A 24,986-nucleotide genomic window follows, 5' to 3' on the forward strand; every position below is an offset into this window, starting at 1 on the left:
AGGTGGCACAATAACTCATTCGGTAGATGAGGAGGAGTTTTCGATGTCGACAAAGAAACCCAACACAAATAACCCGACCTCACTTTTGGATGTTTTCAAGCAAATGCAGCCGCCCATGTCTGGCAATCCGGCCTTCGGTGCCCAGATCGAACAATTTTGGGACGCGCAAGAAAAATTGCTCGAAGAAACAGAGGCCTTTGCGCAGCATTGGTTCGAACGGCGTCATGAGGCGGTCCGGACGGCTCTACAAGCTGCACGCAATGTGTCTTCCGCGAACCCGTCCGATCCATCGAAAGCTCTTCAGAGCATGGCGGAATGGCAGCGCCATTCGGCTGAGCGGTTGGTTGCTGACGCGCAGGAATGGTTCGAAACCGTGTCCCGTTGTGCATCTTATGTCGCTGAAACCGAAGCTGAAGCTGTTGAGAAAACAGTTGATGATGTTGTAGCCGCTACAAAGAGCGCGGGGAAATCTTCAAAGTCTGAGCCTGTGTAGGTTTCCTGCTGCCGAGGAACCAAATTGAAGTCATCGGTGCAGTAGATAGGAGGTCAAATGTACAAGAATATCCTGATCCCGGTTGCTCTGGACCAAGAATACGACACACAAGCGTCGTTTGAGGCCGCGCGCCAATTGGCTGATGCGGACGCTGTATTTACCGTGATACACGTCCAAGAGCCAATTCCGGCTTACGTGGGGTCTCAGATTCCCAGCGAAGTACTTGCCAATACGCGGCATGAAATCCTAGAAAACCTGCATCAGACTGCTTCTGAAATTCCAGGCGCGAAGGCTCGGCTCATCTCTGGGCACGCGGGTAGGGCTATTGTCGACTTCGCAAATGAGAGCGACGCGGATTGCATCGTCTTGGCTTCGCACAAGCCTGGTTTTGAGGACATATTTTTAGGTTCCACTGCGAACAGAGTCGTGCACCACGCCAGGTGCTCGGTTCATGTAATTCGTTGATCCAAAGTTAGCGGTGTGACTTCCTTTTCGAGTGGCCCTATACTTAGTGAGCCAAATCAGATCGAGAGAATTGACAGCTGAGCCAAAGAACCCTTGGACTGTAGCTATACTTTTTGCAATTTTTGCAGCTTACCTGCGGTTTCGAATTTATTAGAACGCTGGATTACTTTATTGCGAAGAACAGTTTCTGGTTGGTCGCTGGGAGACTTTCGACACTTGGGTTGCCTCGGAGCCTCAGATTGTGCTCTTAGATGTAGTCTACTTGGCTTTTCTTCGAAGCACGGTTGTTCGATGAAGGCCAAATCCCGCTCCCGCAACCAACTTTAGCGAACAGTCGTCGGAATCAAGGCCCGCCTCATCAGCGGGTTTTGCTTTTTTGGGCATAGTGATCAAAGCGCCCTGCATGTCCAGGATGCGGTTCTTGGCTCCATGGTCGTATGAAACAACAACCCGATTCAGCAGTTCGTTCAACTCAGAAGTTCGTGCAACTCATCGCTCGTTCTGTAAGTTGCTCTGATACCCAACCTTCTGCCACTTGGGCATAGAGTCTTCCACCTTGTCTCAGCATGGCGGGCTGGTATCGCCATGTGGGTTTGCCAGCATTGCCGGTGGGATGTTCCCGATGGTGCTGTGCGGTCTTTCTTCGTTGTCGTATCTACGCCATTCCTCCATCTTTTCGCAAGCATCTGCCAGCGACAGGAACCAATGCGTGTTCAGGCATTCTGCCCTGAACTTTGAGTTGAACGCTTCGATGAAAGCATTGTCGGTCGGTTTGCCAGGGCGGGAGAAGTCGAGCGTAACGCCGTTGTGGTAGGCCCATAGATCCAAAAGTCCCGAGAGATGAAATCGCTGCCGTTGTCCCCCCGTATCGTCGCTGGGAATCCGATCTGCCGACACACTCGATCCAGCGTGACAACAACGTTTTCGCCCTTTTAGCTGAACCTTGGGGCAATGACGGGTGAGACGCGCGAGAACGTATCGACCACGGTCAGAATACGTAGCTTGCGGCCAGTCGCAAGCTGATCATGAACGAAGTCCCTTTCGGCAGATTGCACTTGCGCAATCGCCTATCGGGCAAGGCATGACCCACACATCATTGGGCCTCACGGCATCCGAACGATCCTCTTTCAGCTTGGCTTTCACCCGCCGTTTTGGTGATTTGTTCCGTAATTGCAGCCTCATTGCGTGGTAAATCCTGTGGACTTTCTTGACGTTGGCTGGCCAACCCTCCGGGCGCAACAGATAGTTCACACGCCTGTATCCATAGCGAACACGGGTCTCGCAGATCTCCTTGATACGCCGATTCAGGACGGCCGGATCGGTGCGCCGGGAAACATACTGGCAGGTCGATCTGTCGCACCGCAACACCTTGCAGGTGCGTTTGACAGACACTCGCCAGTCTTCCCGAACACCGTCGATAAGCTCGCGCTTCCGATCCGGCCTCAGAGCTTTCGCTTGATGACGTCCTGCAACATTTCCCGATCCAGCGTCAGTTCGGCCACGATGCGTTTCAGACGGCCGTTCTCGTCTTCAAGCTCTCGCAACCGCCGCATGTCGGATGGCAACATCCCCGCATACTTCTTCTTCCATTTGAAGTAGATTGCCGAGCTGATCCCAGCTTCTCGGCACACTTCGGCAACCGTCTTGCCTTCTTCGACCTGCGACAAAACAAACGCCTTCTGTGCGTCCGTAAATCTCGCTGCGTTCATCGCTTCCGATCCCGCTCCAACCAGGGATTCGTCGCGGAAAACTCTAATCACAAAGGGCCGGAAAATCAGGATTCAGAGCATGAGCTCTGCGCTGTCAGTCTTTCGTGCCGACGTTTTCTTCGAACGCAACCTTGAAGGCGGCCTGTTTCTCGGGGCTGGCCTCGGTTTGATATTTCGATTTCCATTCATCCATCGTCATGCCGTAGAAAATCTCGCGGGCTTCATCCTTGCCCAGTTCGATTCCCTTTTCGTTTGCCGCTTCCTGATACCAGCGCGACAGGCAGTTGCGACAAAACCCGGCGAGGTTCATCATGTCGATGTTCTGAACGTCCGTGCGGTCTTCCATCAGGTGCTTTTGCAACCGGCGAAATGCGGCAGCCTGAAGTTCAATTTCGGTTTGCTTGTCCATGATCTGGCTCCGGATGGCGATTGAGTTGCTTCTGACCTAACAATCCAGTGGACCCGTTACAAGAAACGGACGTGCCGAAGCGCCTTTTCACATCAGTTTCAAAGCCAGCCACGGCACGATGCAGAAAACCAGCGTCAGGATTTTGTAGTTCGCAAGATACCTGAAATAGGCGCGTTTCACATCCGGGCGTTCCATCCGAAACATCCTGCCGTGAATGCCGGCAATCCAATCCTGCAAAAGCAGAACCATTAGGGTGGTAAACAGAAGCACCGCGATATTGAGCACGGCCATCCAACCAAAAAACATCGTCAAAAACTCTTGTGTCATGATGACCCCCTTTCCCCGTTGATATGGGAAATGAAGGCCGTGCTCACAACAGCGTGATGCGCGGAAAAGCATGCGCAGGACTTGCGGTCAAAGGTCGCTGGCTTCCAATGCGTCCTGCAGGATTACCGCCAACCGCTCGGCCCATTCCCTTTGACCCGTATGGTCTGCGATCAAGTCGTTGCGCAGCTCGATCAGTGCGTTGGGGCGTCCGAACGCGGTACAGTGTTTGTCGATCGCATCCCCCGGCAGAACTCCGGTATACGGCTCGTTGACGCCAACGCACAGATCTTCCTCGGCCTGAAGCCTTTCGATCAGCGGGCCAGAGAACCGCTCGTCCGAGGTGTGCAGCACGCCAATGTGCCATGGGCGGGGCTCACGACCGCGCAGCTGGCGCGTAAAGGAATGCATCGAAACAATCACAGCATGGGGCAGGGCCGCCATTTGTGCCAGTGCCTCGTGGTAAGGGCGGTAGCACATATTCAGGCGACGCTCGCGTTCGTCATCATCTGCATGGCGATTTCCGGGGATGATTGACCCGTCATAGAGCTTCATCAACAGCGTGGGATCGTCTTCACCCCGGTTAGGGTCGATGACCAACCGCGAGAAGTTGGCGGCAATCACCGGTGCGTTCAGGATCTCGCCCAAGTGTTTAGACACCTCATACGCGCCCACATCATAGGCGATGTGGCGTTCCATATCCTCGCGCGGCAGGCCGAGGTCGCCACCATTTACGTCTGGGGGAACAGTGTTGGTTGCATGGTCGCATGTAATCAGCCAGCGAGACGGGCGATCCGCACCGTGGACGAAAAATGGAGTGTATGTCATGAGCCTGTCATCTTGTTTGCCGCAGATGTAGGGCAGTTGCTTTGGAAAGGGAATTGCGCAATAAGCATCGAAATGATGTTTGCGGTAACATTTCGCGAAATCTGATCTGCAAACTTGAGATGACGTAAGGAGGTCTATGCCAATGCGACGCCTGAGAAATGTGAAAATCGTGGCGACGCTGGGGCCAGCGTCAAATGACTATGACACAATTCGTGCCCTGCACGAGGCTGGCGCGGATGTCTTTCGTCTGAACATGAGCCATGGCAGCCATGATGAGATCCGCGAACGGCACAAGATCATTCGGCAGGTGGAAAAGGATCTGGACAGCCCGATTGCCATTCTGGCCGACCTTCAGGGGCCCAAGCTGCGCGTTGGTGTCTTTGCCAATGAAGCAGAGGAGCTGGAAGAAGGTGCGTCCTTCCGGCTCGACCTCGACCCTGCTGCGGGCGACACCAAACGTGTCTGCCTGCCGCATCCCGAGATTTTTGCGGCGCTTGAGCCGGGCGCGCGCCTGCTGGTGAATGACGGCAAGATCCGACTGATCGTTCAGGACTGTGGGCAGGATTTTGCAAATTGCACGGTCGAGGTGGGTGGCACGATCTCGAACCGCAAGGGTGTCAACGTTCCTGATGTGGTGCTGCCGCTGGCGGCTTTGTCGGCCAAGGACCGAGAGGATCTGGAGTTTGTCTGCCAACTGGGTGTGGACTGGTTGGCGCTGAGCTTCGTGCAGCGCGCCAAGGACGTTTTCGAGGCTCGCGCGCTTGCGGATGGTCGCGCAGCGATCCTGTCCAAGATTGAAAAGCCTGCGGCAGTTGAGGCGTTTGACGACATCCTTGATGCGTCGGACGGGATCATGGTGGCACGCGGCGACCTGGGTGTGGAACTGCCCGTGTCTGCCGTGCCTCCGATCCAGAAACGACTGGTCCGTAAATGCCGTGGGGCAGCCAAGCCCGTCATCGTCGCCACACAGATGCTGGAAAGCATGATCGAAAGCCCGATGCCGACCCGTGCCGAAGTGTCGGACGTTGCGACGGCGATCTACGAAGGCACTGATGCCATCATGCTCAGCGCGGAATCGGCTGCCGGTGCCTATCCGATCGAAGCGGTGCAGACGATGAACAAGGTTGCCATCGAAGTCGAAGCCGACCCGACGTATACGCAGATCATCGCAGCCTCGCGTACCGCCAAGGGAACCACCGTTGCGGACGGGATCGTCGCCGCCGCGCGTGAAATAGCCGAGAAAACCGATATCAAAGCGATCTGCTGCTTTACGCAAAGTGGCACGACAGCCGCATTGACCGCGCGCGAACGTCCCGGTGTTCCGATTATCGCGATGACGTCGCTGATGGGAACGGCGCGCAGACTCTGCCTGAGCTGGGGTTGCAACTGCGTCATGACGCCCGAGCTTGAACGGTTCAAAAGCGCGGTTGTAAACGCAGCGCGCGCCGCAAGGGCAGGGGGCTTTGCAACTGAAACTGACCAGATCGTTGTCACCGCCGGGGTGCCGTTCAACGTACCGGGTACCACCAACATTCTGCGCGTGGCACCTTGTGACGAGCGACTGATCTACAGCACGGATCCCGAATAACCAGAACGGGTATCAAAGCCCGGACACCCGTTGACCAACCGGCTCTTTCACGGCCTCCATGACCGTGAATGAGCTGGTTTGGTGAATCCCGGGCAGCTTGTTGATTTTCTCGCCCAGTATCATCCGGAAATGCGCGATATCGCGGGTGCGGACAGTCAAAAGATAATCGAACGACCCTGCCACCATCAGGCAGCTTTCGATTTCCGGCACATCGCGTACGGCCTCGTTGAATTTTTCCAGGGATTGCTCGGCCGTTGCGGTCAACGACACCTGTACGACGGTCAGAAGGGCCAGGCCCATTCTCTCTTTGTCGACGATGGCGCTATAGCCCTTGATATAGCCGTTCTTTTCCAGCCGTTTCACACGTTCGGAACAGGGCGTATTCGTAAGGTTTACGCGCGCCGCAAGCTCAACTATTGAGAGCCGGCCATTGGCCTCAAGCTCGTGCAGGATGCGTTGATCGATATTGTCCAATTCTCTACTAATCAGTAAAACTTCCTGTTATTTTAGTGCAAAACGACAATTTCCACTGAATATAGACCAAAAAAATCCCCAATTCCTAGTGAAAATTCCTGATACTTACCAAAGGGTGGTCTTATTGAAAGTTCCAAGTTCCGGCTGCCCTGCCGGGGGCACGGGCCTCGGCCAAATGAAAAATAATGGAGGAACGACATGACAACAAAGATTGTCATAGGACTCGACGGGACAGAGACCGGTGAGCGCGTGATTGCCTTTGCCAAGGATTTGGCAAAGTTGATCGGGTCGTGTGAACTGGTGGTCGCTTATGTGATCGAATGGTCCCCTTACACCTTTCAGACACCGGAAGAAAACGCACAGCGTCACAAGCGACGGGAAGAAGAGGTTGATCTGGCGACGTCACGTATCGTGACACCTGCCGTTGAGGCCCTCAGAGAGGCTGGTTTTGAAGCGCACGGTGTTGTTCGCCACGGCGACGTGGCCGAGACCTTGAACGCCATTACAATGGAAATGGGCGGCTCGCAGATCGTTGTCGGCCGGTCTTCGGCGGACGGGATCAAGAAACGTATCTTCGGCAGCTCGACCCAGAACCTTGTGATGCATGCCGATGTTCCGGTCACGGTTGTGAACTGAAGGGAGGGACAAAATGAGAATGCTCAAACAACTCGGCGCCTCGATGGCAGCCGCCATTGTCGCCAGCCCTGCCTTTGCGCAAGATGCTCCGGGGCTTGATGAAAAAATCAATCAGACATTCGCTGATCTGACCGGTCCATTCGTCAGCTTCATCTTCGCGCCATTCCCCGGGACCAGCTTCCCATGGATCGTGATGTGGCTGGTGATCGCTGCGACGGTCTTCACGCTGTATTTTGCTTTTGTGCAGATGCGGTTTTTTGGCCACGCAATCAGTCTTGTCAAAGGTGACTATTCCGACCCCAATGATGCAGGCGAGGTCAGCCATTTTCAGGCTCTGGCCACGGCGCTGTCCGGAACAGTCGGTCTGGGGAATATCGCGGGTGTTGCCGTCGCCGTCGGCATCGGCGGACCGGGCGCAACCTTCTGGATGATCCTGGCCGGTCTTCTGGGGATGGCGTCGAAATTCACCGAATGTACGCTGGGCGTGAAATACCGCAACGAGTACGAAGATGGCACCGTTTCGGGTGGCCCGATGTACTATATGTCCAAAGGGTTCAACGAACTGGGCTTGCCGGGCGGCAAGATCCTTGCGGTTTTGTTCTCGATCTTCTGTATCCTTGGCGCGCTGGGTGGGGGCAACATGTTCCAGGCCAATCAGGCGCATCAGCAGATCGCGGGAATCGTGGGTGACTATCCGGGCTGGATTACCGGGCTGGTCTTCGCAGCGGTTGTTTTCATGGTCATCGTCGGCGGCTTGAAGTCTATCGCACGGGTGACCGAGAAGGTGGTGCCGTTCATGGGCGTTCTCTACGTTCTGACCGCTCTGGTCATCATCTTGATGAATGCGGATATGATCGGCTGGGCCTTTGGTCAGATCTTCGCCGGCGCCTTCACCGGTCTGGGTGTTGCAGGCGGCATGGTCGGGGCGTTGATCCAGGGCTTCAAACGTGCGGCGTTTTCGAACGAAGCGGGTGTTGGCTCGGCAGCGATTGCGCACTCGGCTGTTCGGACCAAGGAACCGATCACGGAAGGCTTCGTTTCCTTGCTGGAACCGTTCATCGACACAGTGGTGATCTGCACAATGACCGCTCTGGTCATCATCATCACCCAGCAATTGATCATCGATCCGGAAACCGGAAACTACATGCTGAATGAGGCCGGCACGGCGATTGCCACTGTTGACGGCAACTCGGGTGTCAGCCTGACTTCTGCCGCCTTCGGCAGCGCGTTCGGTTTCTTCCCGTATATCCTGGCGGTTGCGGTGATCCTGTTTGCCTTCTCGACCATGATCAGCTGGTCCTACTATGGCCTCAAGGCCTGGACCTACCTGTTTGGTGAGGGTCACACCAAAGAGCTGGTGTTCAAGATCATCTTCTGCATCTTCGTCGTCATCGGTGCCGCAGCCAACCTTGGCCCGGTCATCGACTTCTCGGATGCGGCGATCTTTGCGATGGCGGTGGTCAACGTCTTTGCGCTCTACTTCCTGATGAAAGTGGTGCGTCAGGAGCTGGCTTCGTATTCCGAGCGCCTGAAAACCGGTGAAATCCGGAAATTCGAACACTAAACCCAATCACTGGGGCGGCCTTTGTCGCCCCAGTGCCCGATCAGCCGGCAAAAAGCGCAGAATCTGATCCAAACCCCCTTGCCAGTATGACCGAACTTGCGTAAACGGCGCTTCTGATCGCGTGACCGGCCGAGATGGCATGCCGAGTCGCGTCTGGAACCGAACCCGAAAAAGGAGACGGAAATGCCTAAGATGAAGACCAAGTCGAGCGCCAAAAAGCGCTTCAAGGTGACTGCGACCGGTAAGGTCCTTGCTGGCCAGGCCGGCAAACGGCACGGCATGATCAAGCGGACCAAGAAATTCATCCGCGACGCCCGTGGCAACACCACCCTGTCCGCCCCCGACGCCAAGATCGTCAAGGGCTACATGCCCTACGACCGCTAAGAGGAGATTAAGAGATGTCCCGCGTTAAAGGTGGAACCGTAACTCACGCCCGTCACAAGAAGGTCATCAAGGCCGCCAAAGGTTACTATGGCCGCCGCAAGAGCACCTTCAAGGTTGCCCGTCAGGCCGTCGACAAGGCGAACCAGTATGCAACCCGCGACCGTAAGAACCGCAAGCGCAACTTCCGCGCGCTGTGGATCCAGCGTATCAATGCTGCTGTCCGTTCGCATGACGAAGCACTGACATATTCCCGCTTCATCAATGGCCTGAACCTGGCCGGTATCGAAGTGGACCGCAAAGTTCTGGCTGATTTGGCCGTGCACGAACCGGAAGCGTTCGGCGCGATCGTCGCCAAAGCTCAGGCCGCTCTGGCTGCCTGATCCTCTTTCGAGAGACAGTGAAAGAAAGGCCGTCCCATTTGGGGCGGCTTTTTTGTTTTCCATGGATTGGACGTCGGTGTTAAGCACACTCTGGACATCGTCCGGCAGTCGTGCGCACCTTAAACTATGTCGCTGGTACAAGACTTTGAGCAAGTTTTAGAAACTGCCTTGCCACGTGATCCCAGCTTTCGGCGGATCGAACAGACGGCGATAGACAGTTGCATTAGTGATGCCCGAAGATACGCTTCAGAAGGTCTAAAAGAGGCCTTTCTGTTTTCAACAATGCGCCTACTGGCACTTCCCGACAACGGGCACACACGGCTGATTCCGAATGATGCCATCTCGGTGCTCCCGCTGAGATTCGTGAGCATCGGAACTGCCATCCAGTTAGTTGGTAAGGCACCAGAAACAACTGCGCCCAGAGGAAAGCTGGTTGCAGTCAACGGTACACCGTTAAGCCGAATCGAAGCCGCTTCAGGAACATTTCTGGCAGGAACGCGCCAAAGGAAACGGGTAATCGGATCGATTATACTGGTGTGGCCCTATGCTTTGGCTCGTCTCGGTTTTTCCTCAAAAGACGAAACGACCGAGTATCGCGTGCAAGACGAGAACGGTCAGATATCCGAATTCAAAGTGGAAAACAGTCATACGGTTCCTGCATCAACGCTCTACCCGAGAAACGAGCATGGCCGGGCCGATCCGGCTTGGACACCCGAGAGACTTGTGGAGACTAAGGGCTGGCGGGGACTTGGGCTTTCGATACTGTTGCCCAGTTTTCTCGATTCAGGAGAAGGTGCGCTGCCGAAAGCCATCTCAGGTGCAGCAGAACAAGTACGCGTTTGCTCGGAAAAAACGCTCTTGATTGATATTCGTGGAAACACCGGTGGCGACTTTCTTAAAACGATGCCCTTGATCGACGCCATCTCTGAAAACGCAAGCAGGCAGGTTGTTGTGCTTGTCGATAAATTCACGTTTTCGGCTGCGATAGTTTTTGTCGCCATCCTCAAACATCGATTGGGACCTAGGCTCAAGCTCATAGGGGAAGAAATGGGTGACGGGTTGACGTTTTTTGCCGAGGGAGGTTCGCTCGATTTGCCCACCAGCGGGGCGGTCGTTCGATACTCATCGGCTTTTCACGATTGGGAGAGCGGAACCAGCGATGAAACCACACCAGCCGAGATCGAGCGGCAACTAGTTCCGGCTGGACCACTGGATTTGGATTGGGAATTGATCAACGAACCTACCGCTGAAGATGCAAACGGCGCGTTCTATCAACGAATTCTCAGAAGTCTGAGAAATTAGAGGAATGGCAGGAAAGTCCGCGTAGATGCCATGCGAGCGAAAAAACCGGCGCATTTTAGCGCCGGTTTTCATAGGTTCCGTTAAGGTAACTTATCCGAACACACGCCCCAGCGCGCCATCGACCGCGTCGGTGATCTGGTCGATGTCATCCGCCGTGGCGATCAGGGCGGGCGAGAAGCACAGCGTGTTGTTGCGGCTTGGGATCGAGCGGTTGGTGACGCCGATGATCACGCCCTGGTTCATACAGTCGGCCACAACCGCCTGCGCCAGTTTCTCGTCCACCGGCTCTTTAGAACCACGGTCTGCGACCAGCTCGGCACCCAGGAACAGGCCCTTGCCGCGCACGTCGCCAATAACCTTGTGCTTTTCCATCAGCGCCTGAAGGTTGCCCATCATGCGGTCACCCATGGCCGCGCAATTGCCCAGCAGGTTTTCATCCTCGATGATGCGCATGTTTTCGATCGCAGCCGCCGGACCGGCAGTGCAGCCACCAAAGGTCGAGATGTCGCGGAAATAGCTCATCGGGTCCGAAGCATCATCCTTGAACATGTCAAAGACTTCCTCGGTGGTGACCATGCAGGCAATCGCGGCATAGCCCGAGGCGACGCCTTTGGCCATGGTCACGAAATCCGGCTTGATGCCGTATTGCTGATAACCGAACCATGTGCCGGTGCGGCCCACGCCGCAGACAACCTCGTCGATATGCAGCAGCACGTCGTATTTCTTGCAGATCTCCTGCACGCGCTGCCAGTATCCTTCGGGCGCTTCGATCACGCCGCCACCTGCGGTCACTGGCTCAAGGCACAGCGCGCCAACGGTGTCGGGACCTTCGCGCAGGATGACCTGTTCGATCTGATCTGCGGCCCATTCGCCGAAGTTCTCTTCCGGTGCGCCATCCAGCTCGTGCTTGCGGTATTCCATGCAGTGCGGCACGCGGACGAAATCAGGTGCAAAAGGTCCGTATTGAGCGGTGCGCTCGTCCTGACCGCCTGCCGACATGGTTGCCAGAGTCGAACCGTGATAGTCGCGGTCGCGATACAGAATCTTGGTCTTCTTGCCGCCGTACTTCTTGTGCGCGATCTGGCGCACCATCTTGAACGCCTTCTCGTTCGCTTCAGAGCCCGAATTGGTGTAATACACGCGGCTCATGCCGGGCATCTTGTCGATCAGTTTTTCAGCGAAGATGGAGCCGGGGATCGAGCCTGCGGTATTGGCGAAATAGCACAGTTTCATCAGCTGGTCGTAAACGGCCTTGCAAATCGATTCGCGGCCATAGCCGACGTTCACAGTCCAGACGCCGCCGGAAACCGCATCCAGATGCTCTTTGCCTTTCTGGTCCCAGACGCGCATGCCTTTGCCTTCGACAATGATGCGGGGATCATTGGTTTCAAAGGGTTTATGCTGAATCAGATGGTGCCAGATATGGGCGCGGTCGGCTTCGACCACGCGGGAAAGATCGTTTTCGTTGAACGTGCCGTCCATGACAAGTCCTTTCAGTGAGGTGCGGTGCACGGGGTGCGGAGATGGCGTGCCCCGGCATATGTTTAAGATACTTCAGATCACCGCGAATGGCCGGATCTAAGTAGGGCCAGATCGCACCATCCCGTATTGCCAGTCAATAAGGGGACCGTAATACTACGGATTTGTCAGAGCACCAAGTTTATGCTCAAGTCGCGCAAACCGAGTGCAGGGAGGATCAGCAGTTGGCAGCGACCAATATCTATGAGCGTCATTTGGACAAATGCCGGGCGAATTACACACCCTTGTCGCCCCTCTCCTTCATTGAGCGCACGGCGCAGGTTTATCCCGATTACCCGTCGGTCGTTTATGGTGAGCGGCGGTATACCTGGGCTGAAACCTATGCCCGGTGCCGCCGGCTGGCGGGGGCCCTGAATGCGCGGGGTATCGGAAAGGGAGATACCGTATCAATTATCGCCGCAAACATCCCCGAGATGTACGAAGCGCATTTTGGTGTGCCCATGGCGGGCGCCGTTTTGAATGCCATCAACACGCGTCTGGATGCTTCGATAGTCGCTTTCATCCTGAACCACGCCGAAACCAAGGCGTTGTTGGTTGACCCCGAGTTTTCCGGCGTCGTGAAGGAGGCGCTGGAGCAGGTTGATCATGATATTCTGGTAATCGACATCGAGGATCCCAGCTTTGAAGGCGGTGAAAGGCTTGGCAGCCTGACCTATGACGCCCTGATATCAGGGGGCGACCTGGAATTTGATTGGTCACTGCCCGAGGACGAATGGGACGCGATCACCCTGAACTATACGTCCGGCACAACGGGCAATCCCAAGGGCGTGGTTTATCACCACCGCGGCGCCACCCTGAATGCACAATCGGATTTGCTGGACTGGGACATGCCCAAGCATTCGATCTATCTGTGGACCTTGCCGATGTTTCACTGCAACGGCTGGTGCTTCCCCTGGGCCATGGCCGCCAATGCGGGCGTGTCCGTCTGTCTGCGCGCCGTGCGTGCCGAGCCGATCTATGCGGCATTCCGCGACGAGAAGGTCACCCATTTCTGCGGTGCTCCTATCGTTTTGAACATGCTGGCCCACGCGCCGGATGAACTGAAAGACTTTGACCATCAGATCAAGGTGATGACCGCTGGTGCTCCGCCGCCGGCCGCCGTGATCGAAGCGATGGAGGCGATGGGGGTCGAAGTCACGCACGTTTATGGCCTGACCGAGACTTACGGGCCCTCGGTCGTTTGTGCCTGGAAGGATGAATGGAACGACAAGGGACCCGAAGACCGTGCTGCCCTTAAAGTACGGCAGGGCGTGCGGTATACGGCACTGTCTGGCCTGATGGTGGCCGATCCCGAAACGATGGAGCCCGTGCCCGCGGATGGCGAAACCATGGGCGAGATCTTTATGCAGGGCAACGTGGTGATGAAAGGGTATCTCAAGAACCCTGATGCCACCGATGGGGCCTTCAAGGGCGGCTGGTTTGCATCCGGCGATTTGGGCGTCATGCATCCGGATGGCTATATCGCGCTCAAAGATCGGTCCAAGGACATTATCATTTCAGGCGGCGAGAACATCTCCTCCGTCGAGGTCGAGGGCATTCTCTACAAACACCCGGCAGTAATGGAAGCGGCGGTTGTGGCCCGGCCAGACGAGAAATGGGGCGAAACCCCCTGTGCCTTTGTCGAGCTGAAGCCTGGTACAACCGCGACCGAGGCAGAGCTGATTGCCTTTTGTCGGGACAACATGGCCCATTTCAAAGCGCCCAAGACCGTGGTGTTTGGCACCCTGCCGAAGACTTCAACCGGCAAGGTGCAGAAATTCGTTCTGCGGGATCAGGCGCGGGCGCTGGGCTGAAGCGTGTCAAAGATCGACAGGTCCAGATCCAGCATTTCACCCATCCAAATCGCGCGATCGCGGTGATCGGCCAGATGGTCGCCGGTTTCCGGGTGGGTGAAAACGGTAAGACCTCGCCGGTTCAGCATCAACCACGGAGTGACCTGATCGAAGGCATCAGCGGCAAAGCTCAACTGGCAGCTCCAGCGCGGGTGGGGGCCAACATTGCGGCTATGCATGCGCCCCATCCGGACGGGGAACAGACGGGCGGCCTCTTCGCAGACCTGTTGCGCCGTGTGCTGCGTATCGGCGTCGAAATAGACATGGGCGTGGTATCCGGTGATCTCGGGCATCAGAACCTCTTTTGCTTTGATGAAACAAAGCTAAGTCCGATTGCGACGAACGCCTAGGCACACCGGCACACAGGACCTGTGCAAGCTTATTGGGGTGCGTGCCTGTCAGGATGCGCCGCGACAAATGCGGGGTGATCGGCACAGGCCTTTTCGACACCCAGCAGACGCGGCATGTCCGACAAGTCGACCTTCCACCGGCGTGCATTGTAGATCTGCGGGATCAGGCAGATGTCGGCGAGGCCGGGCTGTGAACCAACGCAATAGGGGGTTTGTTCAAACTCACCCAACATGGTCTCGAAGGCCTGCAACCCCGGCCGGATGAAGTGCCGCATCCACTCTCCGGGCATGTCGGTCGGATCTTTGCTGAGGGTGGTCGCATGGCGAGCAACTGAAAGGTTGCAAACAGGGTGAATGTCCACCGCAATCGCATAGGCCAGCGCCTGCACGCGCGCGCGCCCTGCTGCATCGTCGGGCAGAAGGTTCAATTCACGTGTCTTGTCCAGATAGTCGAGAATGGCCAGAGACTGAGTCAGCCGCTGCCCGTCAATATCCAGCACCGGAACCAACCCTTGTGGATTTCGCGCAATATGTGCATCGCTTTTGTGTTCGCCGCCCACCAGGTCGACGACAACCGCGCGATAGTCGATCCCGGCCAGATTCAGGGCGATCCGCACCCGATAGCTGGCCGAGGACCGCCAATAGTCATAAAGGACGGTTTTGCTCACATTCGAATCCGTCACGTGTCGGCCAGGGTGGCGGCGCGAATAGCGTCAGACAACACCGCCTTGTCGCCGATGTGATTGGCCAGCACCAGAACCAGTCGGGCGTTCAGTGCGTCACTGTCGGCTTTTTCAAGCCCTTCATGCGCGGCCAGCAGCTCGGCATAGAAGTCGTCAGCATCGTCGATATTCGGGGAAAGGATCAGGTCAGACATCTCGCTCACTCCTTACCACAGGCTCTGCGGATTGCATGGCGGAAACTGTTTTCTTCATAACTGTCCCGGCGCGCCGCCACGTGCTGATCAGGACGGATCAGATAAACCGCGCTGGTTGCGTCGCCTAGATAGCGACGTTTCAGCGCCAGGGTCTGGTCATCCTTGACCGACAGCGCCAACCGCGTGACCTCGACCCCGTCTTCTTCCAGCACCTCCGGGGCATCCGCGTCAATCGTCAAAAGGGTGAATTTGCCTGCCAGTTTGGGCAACAGGAACGCATCACCCAGCGGCGCGTCCGGGCAGGCCGAGCCGGGGCGCGTTTCGGCTGGGCCATCCAGCGCGTCGGCAGAATTCAGGGTCGAGCCGTCATAGGTGCAAGGTTGACTCAGGCGTCCCGAATTCACCAACGGACGCGCAAATTCGTACTTCTCGCTGAGGTCCAGAACCGCATCCCGCAGAACCCGCGACATTTCGGATTTCGGCGTGATGAAATCGGTGGAGCGGCTGGATTTCTGGATGTTCTCATCAGCCCCGTGCACGCGTTCCGCGTTGTAGCTGTCCAGCAGGCTTTCGGGGGCTTTCCCATCCAGCACCAGTTTCAGTTTCCAGCACAGGTTGTCAGTGTCTTGCAGGCCGGAATTGGCACCGCGCGCGCCAAAGGGGCTGACCTGGTGCGCGCTGTCGCCTGCGAATAGGACACGCCCTTTGCGGAAGCTCTCCATGCGGCGACACTGGAACGTATAGATCGAGACCCACTCCAGCTGAAACTCGACGTCATCGCCCAGCATCGCCTTGAGGCGCGGGATCACATTCTCGGGGCGCTTTTCGCGTTCCTTGTCGATGTCCCAACCCAGTTGCAGGTCAATACGCCAGACATTGTCGGGTTGTTTGTGCAAAAGCGCGGATTGCCCGCGATTGAACGGCGGGTCAAACCAGAACCAGCGTTCCGAGGGGAAATCGGCATCCATGATCACGTCCGCGATCAGGAAATTGTCTTCGAAAACACGCCCTTCGAAATCGATGCCCAGCATGCGCCGGGTGGGGGACGCGGCACCATCGCAGGCGATCAGCCATTCGGCCTCGAGTGTATAAGGGCCTTCGGGGGTTTCGACCTCCAGCCGAACGTGATCTTCGTGCGTACCGATTGCGTCAACCTTGTTGCGCCCGCGAATTTCAATCGGTGCGCCTTCTGTCTGCAACTCGCGCACGCGTTCCACAAAGAAGTTTTCAAAATGGTATTGCTGCAAGTTTATGAAGGCCGGGTTGGCATAACCTTCGTCCGGCTGAAGGTTGAAATCATAGACCTGACGGTCGTCGAAAAAGACCTTGCCCCGGTCCCACAGCACACCTTTGTCGACCAATTGCTGGCCGCAACCCAGCCGGTCTGCGATTTCCAGCGTGCGCTGAGAAAAACAGATGGCGCGGCTGCCGAAGCTGACTTTGTCATTCTCGTCCAGAACCACAACTTCGACCCCTTGCTGGGCCAGATCGATGGCGGCGGCCAGACCAACCGGCCCCGCACCGATAACGATCACCTTGCGCCTGACGGGCGTCGGGCTGTCCTGATCCGGGCTGCGTTCATATCCGTAAAGCGGCGTTTCAAAGATCTTGTTCATGGGCTCCCCCCGAAACAGATGCACCGATGTGCTGCATGTCCTGTCCCCCGGCGACGGGCGCCGGAGGTCTTAGATTATGGTTTCATCGAATCCCGCCGCAAAAAACGATCTGGATCAAACTCGACCGTTTTTCGTCAGCCTTGCAGGGCTTCCCACATCTCGAGGTCGCGCTGGGCGGTCCAGATGCGGGGCGTGTCAATGCCGCGCGCCTCGTCATAGGCGCGGGCCACGTTGAACGGCAGGCAGTGCTCGTAGATTGCGTAGTCGGCGAACTTCGGATCGCATTCAGCGCGGACTGCGTCCCAGGCCTCTTTCAGGGACCCGCCGCGCGCGGCAACCTTCGCCGCCGGCCGGTATGTGCTTTCGACAAAATCGCGGGTGTTCTCGATGGCCGCATTCACCATGTCCTTGCCAACCAGCGCGTCACCGCGCCCCGGTGCGATGGCGTCGACGTCGAACCACTTGATCTCGTCCAGCGTGTCGCCCCAATCGCTGAAATGACCGTCGCCGCAATAGCAGGCCGAGTGATATTCGACGATATCGCCGGTGAACATCACGTTCTGATCCGGCACATGGATGACGATATCGCCAGCTGTATGCGCGCGGCCCAGATGCATCAGGTCGATCCGGCGGTTTCCCAGATACACCGTCATCGTATCGCTGAAGGTGGTGGTGGGCCATGTCAGGCCAGGGATGCTTTCATGCCCTTCAAAGAGGCGCGGGAAGCGCTGGAATTCGCTGTCCCAGTCTTCTTGACCCCGCTCGACGACCATGGCGCGGGCCATGTCCGACATCAGGATCTGCTGCGCGCCGAATGCGCTTGCGCCCAGAACACGCACTGCGTGGTAGTGGGTCAGGGCCACATGCGTGATCGGTTTGTCGGTGACGGAACGCACGCATTCGATTACCTTATTTGCCAGACGCGGAGTCGCCTGCGCCTCGACAATCATCACGCTGTCGTCGCCGATGATTACACCCGAATTCGGGTCGCCTTCGGCGGTAAAGGCATAAAGCCCTTCTCCGACTTCAGTAAAGCTGATCTTTTTTTCCGACATGTCCCCCTGGGACGCGAATGCCTTGGCCATGGTGGGTTCCTTATCGTGAATATGGGTTTTCAAGAGCGGGCAAAACGGTGCCGACACATTCACCGAAGCCGATCGTGTAGCCGTCGCCACGAGCTGCGCCGGTAAGGGTCAACGTGTCGCCATCCTCGATGAAGCTGCGGGTTTCACCGCTGTCCAATGTCAGAGGTTCCTTGCCGCCCCAGCTAAGCTCCAGCAACGAGCCACGTTCAGGTTTGGTTGGCCCGGAAATGGTTCCCGATCCCAGCAGGTCGCCCGTGTTCATCGGGCATCCTGATGTGGTGTGATGCGCCAATTGCTGCGCAGCGGAATAGTACATCTGGTTGTAATTGGTCCGGGCAATCGTCGAGGCGGGTTGCCCGACAGGTGCCATGGTGACCGCCAGATCGACGTCATAGAGCATCGGGCCGCAATCCTTGAGGTGATCCAGAAGCTCGAACTCGCGGGGTGGCGTGTCACAGCGGAATGGCTCGAGCGCCGCCTTGGTCACGATCCACGGGCTGATCGAGGTTGCCGTGGCCTTTGCCTGAAACGGGCCCAGCGGCTGATATTCCCATGCCTGGATGTCGCGCGCGGACCAGTCATTCAGAAGCACGTAACCGAAGATATTGTCATCCGCTTCCTGCACGGTGATCGGACCATCCGAGGGTGTTCCGACAATCGCGCCCATCTCAAGCTCGATGTCAAAACGGCGACTGGGCAGGAAGGCGGGCAAGTCCTGATCGGGGGCTTTCAACTGACCCCAGGGGCGGCGAATATCCGTGCCTGATACCACGACCGAAGATGCGCGGCCGTTGTAACCAATGGGAATGTGCAGCCAGTTCGGTGGCAGGGCGTTTTCCGGCCCCCGGAACATGGTGCCCACGTTGAAGGCATGGTTTCGGCCTGCGTAGAAATCGGTGTATTCGCTGACCGCAAAGGGCAGATGCATTTCCGCATCTTCTTGTTTGACAAGCAGCGGTTCGACCTTGGCTTGTTCATCTGAACCCTCGGCCAGCAGGCTGATCAGCCGCTCACGCAGGGCCGCCCAGACGGCTGGGCCTTCCTCCATGAGAGGGTTCCAGAACGGCATGTCGAACAGCGGCTCATCGCTCAGGGTGATCAACCCCTCGGCTTCGGCGGCGGTGACGTCGAGGATCATGTCACCGATGGCCACACCACAGCGGGGATCATCACCTTCGGTCGAGAAGACACCATAAGGCAAATTGTTCAGTGGGAACGGATGTGTCGCGTCATTGGCCGACGCCACCCACGAAGTCATCAAAGGCATATCTTGCCCCTATTTTGTTGTGTTCTAAGAGGTTCGAGAAGATTTTAGCTTTGGAACGGCGGTAGCAAAAGCACGAAGCCGCCGCGGTTGTGGCATGTCATATGCACGAGGCGTCACTGCACACCGGTTGCCGAGGCACGTTGGCTCGGAAACCGGTTCAACTCCGGCATGTTCAGCGCGGGCAGGACGACGGCAATGAAACTGAACCGATGGGTGGCTCATTTCTTACCCGGCGTTCCGTCGAACTTCTTCTCAAGCGATGTCCAGCAGTCGATATAGTCATCCTGCAACGGCGCTTCGGTGGCGGCAAACGAGGTCAGGTGCTGCGGGAAGCGGGTTTCGAACATGAACGACATTGTCTGGTCCAGCTTGTCCGGCCCCAGGTTTGAGTATGACGCCTTGTCGAAGGCCTCCCTGTCGGGGCCGTGTGGGATCATCATGTTGTGTAGGCTTGTGCCGCCGGGAACAAAGCCCTGCGGTTTCGCGTCGTACTGGCCGTAGATGTTGCCCATCAGCTCGGACATGATGTTCTTGTGGTACCACGGCGGGCGGAACGTGTCTTCCATCACCATCCAGCGTTCACGGAACAGGACAAAGTCGATATTGGCCGTACCGGGCTGGCCGGACGGAGCCGTCAGAACTGTAAAGATCGACGGGTCGGGGTGGTCAAACAGGATCGCGCCGACGGGGCAATAGTTGCGCAGGTCGTATTTGTAGGGCGCATAGTTGCCGTGCCATGCCACGACATCCAGCGGGCTGTGGCCGATCTTGGTTGTGTGGAATTGCCCGCACCATTTGATTGTCACGGTAGAAGGGGTTTCACGATCCTCATAAGCGGCCACCGGCGCCTTGAAGTCGCGCGGGTTGGCCATGCAGTTGGCACCGATTGGTCCGCGACCCGGCAGTTCAAACTTCTGACCGTAATTCTCGCAGACAAAGCCGCGCGCAGGGCCTTCCAGAACCTCGACCCGGTACAGCAAACCGCGTGGAATGATAGCGATCTCCTTGGGTTCCAGGTCGATGATTCCCAATTCCGTCGCAAATCGCAGGCGTCCTTCCTGTGGCACAACCAGCAATTCGGAATCAGCCGAAAAGAAATAGTCATCCACCATGGATTCCGTGACCAGATAGATGTGGCTTGCCATGCCGACCTGCGTGTTCACGTCACCTGCGGTCGTCATGGTCCGCATACCCGTCATCCAGTTCAGACCTTCATCGGAATGCGGGATAGGATCCCAGCGGTATTGTCCAAGGCTGATCACATCCGGATCAATGCAGGGGGCCGATTTCCAGTAGGGAAGATCGATTTTTTCATAACGGTGTGAGTGCTTTACCGATGGGCGAATTCGATAGCACCAGGTGCGCTCGGGCGGGTTGGCGGTAAAGGCGGTGCCGCTCAGCTGCTCTCCGTAAAGACCATAGTTGCACCGTTGCGGGCTGTTCATGCCTTGCGGCAGGGCCTCGGGCAGGGCCTCGGTTTCAAAGTCATTTCCAAAGCCAGGCATATAGCCTGCATGAGTTCCGACAGGCGTCGCAGCCTGTGTCAGCGTATGCGGATCAGTCGGACGATTCATTGCGTTTTCCTCCGTTTGCTGCTTGTCGGGTAATAGTTGATTTTGTAACTAACAAGCATGACACACGATGAATCCGAAAAAAATGATGACTTTTATCTGCAAAATTTTCTGCCCTTCCTGCTGAATCAGGCGGCCGAACGGGCTTCGCTAGAGTTTCAGGCAGTTTACAAGGGCCGCTATGGGATGCTCAGAACCGAATGGCGGGTATTGTTCCATCTGGGTTTGTTTGGCGAGATGACCGCCAAGGAAATCGGCGAGCGCGCCAGAATGCACAAAACCAAAATCAGCCGTGCTGTCGCCAAGCTGGAACAGCGTCGATACCTGAAACGCACACGGGACGAAGCGGATCGGCGGGCGGAATGGTTGACACTAACACCAGCAGGGCAAGCTGTGTATCGTGACCTGCGCGGCGTTGCTTCCAATTACGATGCGAAACTGTCAGGCCTGTTCAAACCGGAAGAGGCCGCGTTATTGCGACAAATGCTGCAAAGGTTGGCTGGTTTGGACTGATCTATGGCAATTGACGCGGCCTGCCCCCAAATGGGGATCATACTTGATACGGACAACAAAATGACATTGCCAGATTCCGCTTCAGTTTTCTCACATTCCCTGATCGAATGGCTGGTCAGCAAGGGGCTGGAGGGCGCGGGGCAAGAAGAGCTGTTGGAAGGGTTTTGTGCCCGATTGGTGGAAATGGGTATTCCGTTGATGCGCTTTCATGCGGCGCAGTCGACTCTGCATCCGGTTTACGGAGGTACCGGTTACAGCTGGTACAACGGCGCGGGCGGTGAATCCGAGAAATTTGAGTTCACGGAAACGCCCAGCGAAGTTTGGCAGCAAAGCCCACTCTATACGCTGCTGAACGGTGATCTGGATGAAATCCGGGTCAAACTGGTCGACCATAATGAACCCAGCCGCTTTCCCTTGTTGAATGATCTGCGTGAAATCGGAGCGACCGATTATTATGCCACCGGCCTGTCATATGAAGGGGCCAGACAACTGCGCCCCGACGGTACGAAAAAGGTCAGCGATGGTGTTCTGATGTCCTGGACCAGCGACGCACCGAACGGATTCGAAGACAGCGATCTGAACCAAATACAAACTGTACTGCCGCATCTGGGGCTGGCGCTCAAATCCGCCAAGAACCAGGAACTGGCCAAGGATTTGATGCGGGTTTATCTGGGGCGGGATGCCGGTCGCCGGGTTCTGTCGGGTGAAATTCGGCGTGGGTCTTTGCAGCAAATCGATGCTGTGATCTGGAATTTCGACCTCGAAGGCTTCACCACGCTGTCCGAAGACCTGCCGGGGCATGAGATCATCGACATGCTGAACGACTATCTGGCCGTCGCCGTGGGTGTGGTGCATGACAAGGGCGGCAACATCCTGAAATTCATGGGTGACGGCCTGATGGCAATGTTCGATGTCGGAGAGATCGACGAAGACGCCCGTGCCGCGCTTGAGGCCGTGCCCTTATTGCAGTCCCGCATGGATGAACTGAACGCAAGGCGCCGCGCGCAGGGTCTGCCGGTGGCCAACTATACGCTGGCCTTGCATTCGGGCGAGATTCTCTATGGCAATATCGGGTCCGAGACCCGGCTGGACTTCACGGTGATCGGCCCGGCTGTCAACCAGGCCGCCCGCATTGCGGGAATGCACCGGTCTTTGGGTCAGAGGATCCTGATCTCGGATGATGTCGCCCGCGCTGCACAGCCCTGCGCGCAGGAGCTTGTCTCGGTCGGTCGCTACATGCTGCGCGGGGTGAATGAACCAAAAGAGCTGTTTACGGTGTACAGCCCCGGCGGGCCATCGGAAACCAATTGAAACTGCGGCTATTCCTTCCAGCGGTGCCGAAGCTGAAAGACGTGATGGAACGCCTTTAACCCGCCGGGATTGATCGGATAATCGCGTATGTTGTGGATTTGAGCCAGTATCTGGTTCGAACCCAGATCCACCGATGCTGCACCGGGGACAAGCGACAGAACCTCACATAATTCTGATATCTGCCGGAAAAGGTGACCCAAGCCGGTTTTGGGTTTTGCCAGCTTTATTCCTGCTGCCATGAATCCATGCCGACTTGGGTCTTGCCAGTTTCAATCCATGTAGAACTCAGCCTCCGTTTGAGTTCGCCAGCGGCGGTTGAGCAAAGTCATTGGCTGGCGCTGTCAGGTCCGCGGCTCCGGTTCCGGGCATCAACTCGAACCCAAGATCAAACTGGTCCAGAGTCGAAGCCAATTGCGACACAACATCGGTGTTGCCCTCGGATTGAGCGGTTCCGTCCGCCAGCATATCGACAAGCTTGCTCTCTCCGGTCATGACTTTCTCCAGATCCGCTCTGTTCAAGACGATCGACAGGTCTGCGTCGGGTGCCTTTCGATCAACGATGTGGGTCAGCGTGGCGTTGCTCATCTCGACGACGATGTTTTCATCCCGGTCCGGAATCGACAGGTTGATCGTGAATTCCATACCCGCCGCCTTTTCGCTGTTGACGCGGATGGCTATGAAATCAAGCCACATTGAGGTTTCCATCGCCCGGATCGTGTCAGGGCCGGTGGTTTCGATAGTTGCACCTTGCGGGATGCCGTTGCGCAATTCGTAAGCGGCACCAAGGAACGAGTTGCGAACCGAAGGGCTTTCTTTTTGATAGCCGATCTGCTCGAACGCATCAGCCAGCAGGTCCTTGGCTTGCTGATTTTCCGGTTCGGCATAGACCAGTTTGTTCAGGATCTCGGTTGCGTGCAAGTATTGCCCTGCGTCAATCAAGTCCTGCCCCTTGGACAGGATCGGATCGGCACCGCCCATCATCTCGACATACAGTGGTGCGCTGTCCTGGGGCGACAGAGGCGTCAAGGTGGTCGGGTTCGCATCCCAATACCCAAGATACCGGTTGATCACTGCCCGGCTGTTATGTTCGACCGAGCCGTGATAGCTGCGCGCAGCCCATTGCTGCCGAAGACTTTCGGGGACCTCATAGACATTATGGACCTCATTGATGGTCACACCCTTGTTAGCCAGATTCAACACTCCGTTGTTGAGGTTGGCGTAGGTGTCGCGCTGTGCACGCATGACCTCTTGAATGCGATCATTGCCGAAACGCGGCCAGGAATGCGAAGCGAACATCAACTCAGCTTCCTGCCCGAACTCATAAAGCGCGTCATTGATATGCTTCGACCAGCTGAGCGCATCGCGGACCAGCGCGCCGCGCAGGGTATAGATGTTGTGGATCGTGCCGGTGATGTTTTCCGCAGCCCAGAACGCCTTGAGGTCGGGGAAATAGGTGTTCATCTCGGCAGGGGCTTCGGTGCCAGGCGTATTCTGGAAGATCATGCGCACACCGTCGATGGTGATCTCTTCATAATCGTCCGAGACATAGCGGGTCGGCTCGATCAAGCCGGTGGTTCCGGCCGAGATGTTCTTGCCGATCGACTGATCCACATGACCATGCGGATCGCGCGGCAGCAAAACACCGTATTGGAAGAACAGACGGCGGTTCATCACGTTTCCTGCATAGACGTTCTCGGACACTGCATGTTCCATGAACCCTTCGGGTGCGATGACCTCGACCCCATTGGCCACATCTTCATCGGTGATGACACCACGGACACCGCCGTAATGGTCGGCATGTGAGTGCGAATAGACAACCGCCTTGACCGGCAACTCGCCTACCGTGTCATTCAACAGTTTCAACGCCGCCGCCGCCGTTTCCTTCGATGCCAGTGGATCGAAGATGATCCAGCCGGTCTCGCCGCGGATGAACGAGATGTTCGACAGATCGAAGCCGCGCACCTGATAGATCTTGCCTTCCAGAATCTCGTAAAGACCATAGTTCATGTTCAGGATCGCCTGACGTTGCAGCGATGGATGGATCGAGTCGAAATCCTGCCCTTCTTCCAACAGGAAGTCATAGCTGCCGATGTCCCACGCGACAGTGCCGTCTTCGGTCTTGATTTGGCGATAATCCGGAACGGCGATCAGACCTTTGCGGCTTTCTTCAAAATCGCGCTGATCGTCAAATGGTAGAGAGTCGCGCATCTGCTCCTGAAATTCGACCGTGAATTTCGATGGCATCTTGCCCTTGGGGTCAAAGTGATCCTGCGCGACCGCGGCACCAGCCGTCAAAATCGAAAGCGCGGTAGAGAAAAAAAGTGTATGTCGGCGTGCCATGTTCAAACGGTTCCTGTCGAGTTGAATGCAAATAACGAAAGCGACAAGGAAGCAGCAATAAAATCACACCACTAGGGAAAATCAGACCGTCCGCACGGGACGGTAGCTGTTTTGAACACAAATGCCACT

The 24,986-nt window shown here is 56.6% G+C and carries 25 protein-coding genes and 1 pseudogene; 11 read left to right on the forward strand and 15 right to left on the reverse strand.

The window, feature by feature from the left end:
* The first annotated feature begins 43 nt into the window (after positions 1–43).
* Entirely contained in the window at positions 44–493 is a 450-nt protein-coding gene (locus ACR0I0_RS16980) for a phasin family protein (RefSeq protein WP_171724809.1), read from the forward strand.
* 57 nt (positions 494–550) lie between these two features.
* On the forward strand, positions 551–958 hold the full coding sequence (locus ACR0I0_RS16985) for a universal stress protein (protein WP_171724810.1): 408 nt from the start codon (positions 551–553) through the stop codon (positions 956–958).
* Positions 959–1,519: 561 nt separating this feature from the next.
* Here ACR0I0_RS16985 and ACR0I0_RS16990 read toward each other — a convergent pair.
* The 4 genes and pseudogenes from ACR0I0_RS16990 to ACR0I0_RS17005 all read right to left on the reverse strand — a co-directional run bounded on the left by ACR0I0_RS16990 (position 1,520) and on the right by ACR0I0_RS17005 (position 4,228).
* Positions 1,520–2,667: pseudogene (locus ACR0I0_RS16990) on the reverse strand (IS3 family transposase).
* Positions 2,668–2,761: 94 nt separating this feature from the next.
* Positions 2,762–3,076, reverse strand: coding sequence for a DUF1244 domain-containing protein (locus tag ACR0I0_RS16995; RefSeq protein ID WP_152456994.1), 315 nt, complete (start codon positions 3,074–3,076; stop codon positions 2,762–2,764).
* 87 nt (positions 3,077–3,163) lie between these two features.
* Entirely contained in the window at positions 3,164–3,403 is a 240-nt protein-coding gene (locus tag ACR0I0_RS17000) for a DUF6868 family protein (RefSeq protein ID WP_171637671.1), read from the reverse strand.
* 87 nt (positions 3,404–3,490) lie between these two features.
* On the reverse strand, positions 3,491–4,228 hold the full coding sequence (locus tag ACR0I0_RS17005; protein ID WP_171724811.1) for an N-formylglutamate amidohydrolase: 738 nt from the start codon (positions 4,226–4,228) through the stop codon (positions 3,491–3,493).
* Between the two features lie 142 nt (positions 4,229–4,370).
* On the opposite strand from ACR0I0_RS17005, the gene pyk reads away from it, so the two are divergent.
* Positions 4,371–5,816, forward strand: a complete 1,446-nt coding sequence (gene pyk, locus ACR0I0_RS17010; RefSeq protein ID WP_171637669.1) for a pyruvate kinase — start codon at positions 4,371–4,373, stop codon at positions 5,814–5,816.
* Positions 5,817–5,828: 12 nt separating this feature from the next.
* On the opposite strand, the gene ACR0I0_RS17015 is transcribed toward pyk, so the two are convergent.
* Positions 5,829–6,290: an Lrp/AsnC family transcriptional regulator gene (locus tag ACR0I0_RS17015; RefSeq protein WP_245218193.1), complete on the reverse strand. Its 462-nt coding sequence runs from the start codon at positions 6,288–6,290 to the stop codon at positions 5,829–5,831.
* A gap of 198 nt (positions 6,291–6,488) precedes the next feature.
* Between ACR0I0_RS17015 and ACR0I0_RS17020 the strand changes: the two genes are divergently transcribed.
* From ACR0I0_RS17020 to ACR0I0_RS17040, 5 genes are all read left to right on the forward strand, one after another.
* A complete protein-coding gene (locus tag ACR0I0_RS17020; protein WP_171724812.1) occupies positions 6,489–6,926 on the forward strand; it encodes a universal stress protein in 438 nt (145 codons plus the stop codon).
* A gap of 13 nt (positions 6,927–6,939) precedes the next feature.
* Positions 6,940–8,490 carry an alanine/glycine:cation symporter family protein gene (locus ACR0I0_RS17025; protein ID WP_171724813.1) on the forward strand — a complete coding sequence of 517 codons (1,551 nt, stop codon included), beginning with the start codon at positions 6,940–6,942 and terminating at the stop codon, positions 8,488–8,490.
* A gap of 183 nt (positions 8,491–8,673) precedes the next feature.
* A complete protein-coding gene (gene rpmI, locus ACR0I0_RS17030) occupies positions 8,674–8,874 on the forward strand; it encodes a 50S ribosomal protein L35 (RefSeq protein ID WP_010443552.1) in 201 nt (66 codons plus the stop codon).
* A gap of 14 nt (positions 8,875–8,888) precedes the next feature.
* Complete coding sequence (gene rplT / locus ACR0I0_RS17035) at positions 8,889–9,254, forward strand: 50S ribosomal protein L20 (protein WP_008756009.1); 366 nt, start codon at positions 8,889–8,891, stop codon at positions 9,252–9,254.
* 126 nt (positions 9,255–9,380) lie between these two features.
* Positions 9,381–10,556, forward strand: coding sequence for a S41 family peptidase (locus ACR0I0_RS17040; RefSeq protein WP_480492323.1), 1,176 nt, complete (start codon positions 9,381–9,383; stop codon positions 10,554–10,556).
* Between the two features lie 90 nt (positions 10,557–10,646).
* On the opposite strand, the gene ACR0I0_RS17045 is transcribed toward ACR0I0_RS17040, so the two are convergent.
* A complete protein-coding gene (locus ACR0I0_RS17045; RefSeq protein ID WP_171637665.1) occupies positions 10,647–12,038 on the reverse strand; it encodes an aminotransferase family protein in 1,392 nt (463 codons plus the stop codon).
* Between the two features lie 221 nt (positions 12,039–12,259).
* Between ACR0I0_RS17045 and ACR0I0_RS17050 the strand changes: the two genes are divergently transcribed.
* Positions 12,260–13,888 carry an acyl-CoA synthetase gene (locus ACR0I0_RS17050; RefSeq protein ID WP_480492324.1) on the forward strand — a complete coding sequence of 543 codons (1,629 nt, stop codon included), beginning with the start codon at positions 12,260–12,262 and terminating at the stop codon, positions 13,886–13,888.
* Here ACR0I0_RS17050 and ACR0I0_RS17055 read toward each other — a convergent pair.
* The 7 genes from ACR0I0_RS17055 to hmgA form a co-directional block, all read right to left on the reverse strand.
* Positions 13,867–14,220, reverse strand: coding sequence for a DOPA 4,5-dioxygenase family protein (locus tag ACR0I0_RS17055; RefSeq protein ID WP_152457005.1), 354 nt, complete (start codon positions 14,218–14,220; stop codon positions 13,867–13,869). The two genes, ACR0I0_RS17050 and ACR0I0_RS17055, sit on opposite strands and share 22 nt — an antisense overlap.
* 86 nt (positions 14,221–14,306) lie before the next feature.
* On the reverse strand, positions 14,307–14,945 hold the full coding sequence (gene maiA, locus ACR0I0_RS17060) for a maleylacetoacetate isomerase (RefSeq protein WP_171724816.1): 639 nt from the start codon (positions 14,943–14,945) through the stop codon (positions 14,307–14,309).
* An 11-nt stretch (positions 14,946–14,956) separates the two neighbouring features.
* Positions 14,957–15,154, reverse strand: coding sequence for a DUF2783 domain-containing protein (locus ACR0I0_RS17065; RefSeq protein WP_171637661.1), 198 nt, complete (start codon positions 15,152–15,154; stop codon positions 14,957–14,959).
* A 5-nt stretch (positions 15,155–15,159) separates the two neighbouring features.
* Positions 15,160–16,770, reverse strand: a complete 1,611-nt coding sequence (locus ACR0I0_RS17070; RefSeq protein WP_171637659.1) for an FAD-dependent oxidoreductase — start codon at positions 16,768–16,770, stop codon at positions 15,160–15,162.
* Between the two features lie 134 nt (positions 16,771–16,904).
* The gene (locus ACR0I0_RS17075) at positions 16,905–17,855 is read right to left on the reverse strand and encodes an MBL fold metallo-hydrolase (RefSeq protein ID WP_039541551.1); all 951 of its coding nucleotides are present in this window, start codon (positions 17,853–17,855) and stop codon (positions 16,905–16,907) included.
* A 10-nt stretch (positions 17,856–17,865) separates the two neighbouring features.
* Positions 17,866–19,122: a fumarylacetoacetase gene (fahA, locus tag ACR0I0_RS17080; protein WP_480492327.1), complete on the reverse strand. Its 1,257-nt coding sequence runs from the start codon at positions 19,120–19,122 to the stop codon at positions 17,866–17,868.
* 218 nt (positions 19,123–19,340) lie between these two features.
* Positions 19,341–20,696, reverse strand: coding sequence for a homogentisate 1,2-dioxygenase (hmgA, locus tag ACR0I0_RS17085; RefSeq protein WP_171232726.1), 1,356 nt, complete (start codon positions 20,694–20,696; stop codon positions 19,341–19,343).
* Positions 20,697–20,753: 57 nt separating this feature from the next.
* On the opposite strand from hmgA, the gene ACR0I0_RS17090 reads away from it, so the two are divergent.
* Positions 20,754–21,206, forward strand: a complete 453-nt coding sequence (locus tag ACR0I0_RS17090; RefSeq protein ID WP_480492328.1) for a MarR family winged helix-turn-helix transcriptional regulator — start codon at positions 20,754–20,756, stop codon at positions 21,204–21,206.
* Positions 21,207–21,266: 60 nt separating this feature from the next.
* On the forward strand, positions 21,267–22,517 hold the full coding sequence (locus ACR0I0_RS17095) for an adenylate/guanylate cyclase domain-containing protein (protein WP_171637654.1): 1,251 nt from the start codon (positions 21,267–21,269) through the stop codon (positions 22,515–22,517).
* 8 nt (positions 22,518–22,525) lie between these two features.
* On the opposite strand, the gene ACR0I0_RS17100 is transcribed toward ACR0I0_RS17095, so the two are convergent.
* Positions 22,526–22,756: a hypothetical protein gene (locus ACR0I0_RS17100; protein WP_171637652.1), complete on the reverse strand. Its 231-nt coding sequence runs from the start codon at positions 22,754–22,756 to the stop codon at positions 22,526–22,528.
* Positions 22,757–22,802: 46 nt separating this feature from the next.
* The gene (locus ACR0I0_RS17105) at positions 22,803–24,857 is read right to left on the reverse strand and encodes an alkyl/aryl-sulfatase (RefSeq protein ID WP_245218194.1); all 2,055 of its coding nucleotides are present in this window, start codon (positions 24,855–24,857) and stop codon (positions 22,803–22,805) included.
* Between the last annotated feature and the right edge of the window lie 129 nt (positions 24,858–24,986).

The organism is Ruegeria sp. AG6, assembly GCF_056541565.1.